Consider the following 2,511-nt stretch of genomic DNA (forward strand, 5'->3'; position numbering starts at 1 on the left):
CCGCAGCGCCTGCTCAGCGAGCGTGGCGGCGAGCGTCGCGCGGCGGCTACGGGCTCGGCGCTGTTGGCGCTGGCAGYCGACGACGAACCCGACGCAGCCGATCTGGCCAGCCTGCGCCTGCCGATGCGGCGGGTGCTGGCCCATCACCTGGGCGCGCGCGGGTTGAAATCGTGGGAGATGCTCGAGCAGCTGACATCCCGGCGTTGAGGGGTGTTCGGCAGGGCTTGCAGCCCTGCACCTGCCCAGTCCAAGGCACGAGCCAGAGCAACAGCAACAGCGTGCATTCCGTGGGGAGGCGGGGTGGGTCCGGTTGCGGGGGACGCCGTAAACCCATCCCTGAAGTGACCCCCTAAAGTTGGACAGTTGGGGGATCAGGCAGCCAGCGCGACCTGTTCCCGGTACTTTACCGGGCTCAGGCCCTTTAGTTTCAGTCGGATACGGTCTTCGTTGTAGTACCGGATGTACTCCGTCAGTCCCGCTTCCAGACTTTCGATGCTGTCAAAGCTGTTCAGGTAGAAGAATTCCGACTTCAGTGTCCCGAAGAAGCTCTCCATGGCCGCGTTGTCCAAGCAGTTGCCACGCCGGGACATGCTCTGTTTCAGCGAGTGCTTCGCGAGCTTGTGGCGGTAGTTTTCGTGCTGGTAATGCCAGCCTTGGTCAGAGTGGATCATCGGTCGATCTTCGGGCGAAAGCTTCTTGATCGCTTGGTCCAGCATGTCCCCCACCAGGTCGAACACCGGTCGACGCTTCATCTGGTACGCCACGATTTCGCCGTTGTAGAGATCCATGATCGGCGAAAGATAGAGCTTCATGCCCTGCACCTTGAACTCGGTTACGTCGGTCACCCACTTCTGGTTGGGCGTCTGGGCCTCAAACTGGCGGCCCAGATCGTTGGAGACCACGACATTGGCCGCTCCCTTGAAGGCGCGGTAGCGCTTGATGCGTACCCGCGATTGCAGGCCCAGCTCGGCCATCAGCCGCTGCACCCGCTTGTGGTTGATGGCCTCGCCCTGATTGGCCAGTTCCAGCGTTATGCGACGGTAGCCGTAGCGCCCTTGGTTCTCATCGTAAATCGCGCGGATACGCTCAAGCAGTTCCTCCTCGCCCTCATCTGGATGGGCCAAGGCGTTCACCTGGTAATAGAACGTGCTGCGTGACAGTTCGGCCGCCTCGAGCAAAAGCGGCAACGCATGGGCCTGCCTCAATCCTTGGACGGCTTGCGCTTTGCGCGCTGCGCCGCCTGCTCTTCCTGGATCAAGGCATCGAGCTTTTTTAGGTAGGCGGTCTCCGCACGCAGATAGGCCACTTCCTTGAGGAGCTCATCGCGGCTCATGTCCTCGGCGGGCTTGGACGAGCGGGTCTTTTTCATCGGTCTTGGTGGCGGTGGTGGAGGTGGTGCCAGCGCTTGAGCGCCAGCGCGAGCATACAACCGTTGCCATCGCCCCACCGCGCCGGCATCTCCGATCTGGAAGTGCGTGGTGGCCTCGCGCGCGGACATGCCCTCCTGGCCCATCTTTTCAAGCACCTCCAGCTTGAACTGGAGATCATAGGATCGGGGTTTGCGGTCAAACCCTTGCCGACCATGCAGCCGGTAGGTCGCAGCCCACCGCCTGACCGTGGAGAACTCCAGGCCATGGCGGCGGGCAACCGCCTTGACCGATGTGGAGGTCTTGCAGGCCTCTTTGGCGACCTGCAATTTGAAACAAACCTCATATCTATTCATGTAACCCTCGGGGTCGGATCAGGTGTCCAACTCCTGGGGGTCACTTCAGGGATGGGTTTACGGCGTCCCCCGCGCACCCACCCCGCCCGGCCAAGCGCAGCTGTTGCTTGCACGACCACACCAGCCACGAGGGGCTCCGCCGTTGGCCGTATCCCGCCGATAGGCGCGATAATGAAAGGATGGAAACCGTCCGCATCGCCACCCGCAAGAGCCCGCTCGCCCTCTGGCAGAGCGAACACGTCGCCGACCGCCTGCGCCAGGCACATCCCGATCTGCACGTGGAACTGGTGCCGATGAGCACCCGCGGCGATGAAGTGCTTGACCGCTCGCTGGCGGCCATCGGTGGCAAGGGCCTGTTCCTCAAGGAACTGGAACTGGCCATGCTGCGTGGCGAGGCCGACTGCGCGGTGCACTCGTTGAAGGATGTGCCGATGGAACTGGATGCGCCGTTCGCGCTGCCGGCAATGCTGACCCGCCACGATCCGGCCGATGGTTTCGTCTCCAACCTTTATGCCTCGCTGGATGCACTGCCGATCGGTGCGCGCGTCGGTACCTCGTCATTGCGCCGCCAGGCCCAGCTGCGTGCACTGCGCCCGGACCTGGAACTGCTGGACCTGCGCGGCAACGTCAACACCCGTCTGGCCAAGCTCGACAACGGCGGCTACGACGCCATCGTGCTGGCCGTGGCCGGGCTGGAACGGCTGGGCCTGGGCAATCGCATCGTCGCCCGCCTGCAGCCGCCGCAGTGGTTGCCGGCACCAGCACAGGGTGCAGTGGCGGTGGAATGC

The 2,511-nt window shown here is 63.5% G+C and carries 2 protein-coding genes and 1 pseudogene; 2 read left to right on the top strand and 1 reads right to left on the bottom strand.

Features of this window, described 5'->3' with window-relative positions; all coding sequences use genetic code 11:
* Window positions 1-207 (top strand): annotated as a pseudogene (locus AB4Y84_RS19130) (DNA repair protein RecO); the annotation flags it as partial.
* Between the two features lie 164 nt (window positions 208-371).
* Here AB4Y84_RS19130 and AB4Y84_RS19135 read toward each other — a convergent pair.
* Window positions 372-1,723, bottom strand: a protein-coding gene (locus AB4Y84_RS19135; protein ID WP_442244624.1) for an IS3 family transposase whose coding sequence is annotated in 2 segments (ribosomal slippage) — window positions 372-1,267 and window positions 1,267-1,723 — 1,353 coding nt in all. Because the reading frame shifts where the segments join, the coding sequence is not laid out codon by codon here.
* Between the two features lie 179 nt (window positions 1,724-1,902).
* Between AB4Y84_RS19135 and hemC the strand changes: the two genes are divergently transcribed.
* Window positions 1,903-2,511, top strand: a 609-nt coding sequence (gene hemC / locus AB4Y84_RS19140) for a hydroxymethylbilane synthase (protein WP_442250677.1), incomplete at its 3' end; no start/stop codon positions are given.

Origin of the sequence: Stenotrophomonas sp. 2YAF22 (assembly GCF_052114665.1) — a bacterium.
In the GTDB taxonomy this organism is placed as follows: Bacteria; Pseudomonadota; Gammaproteobacteria; order Xanthomonadales; family Xanthomonadaceae; genus Stenotrophomonas; species Stenotrophomonas indicatrix.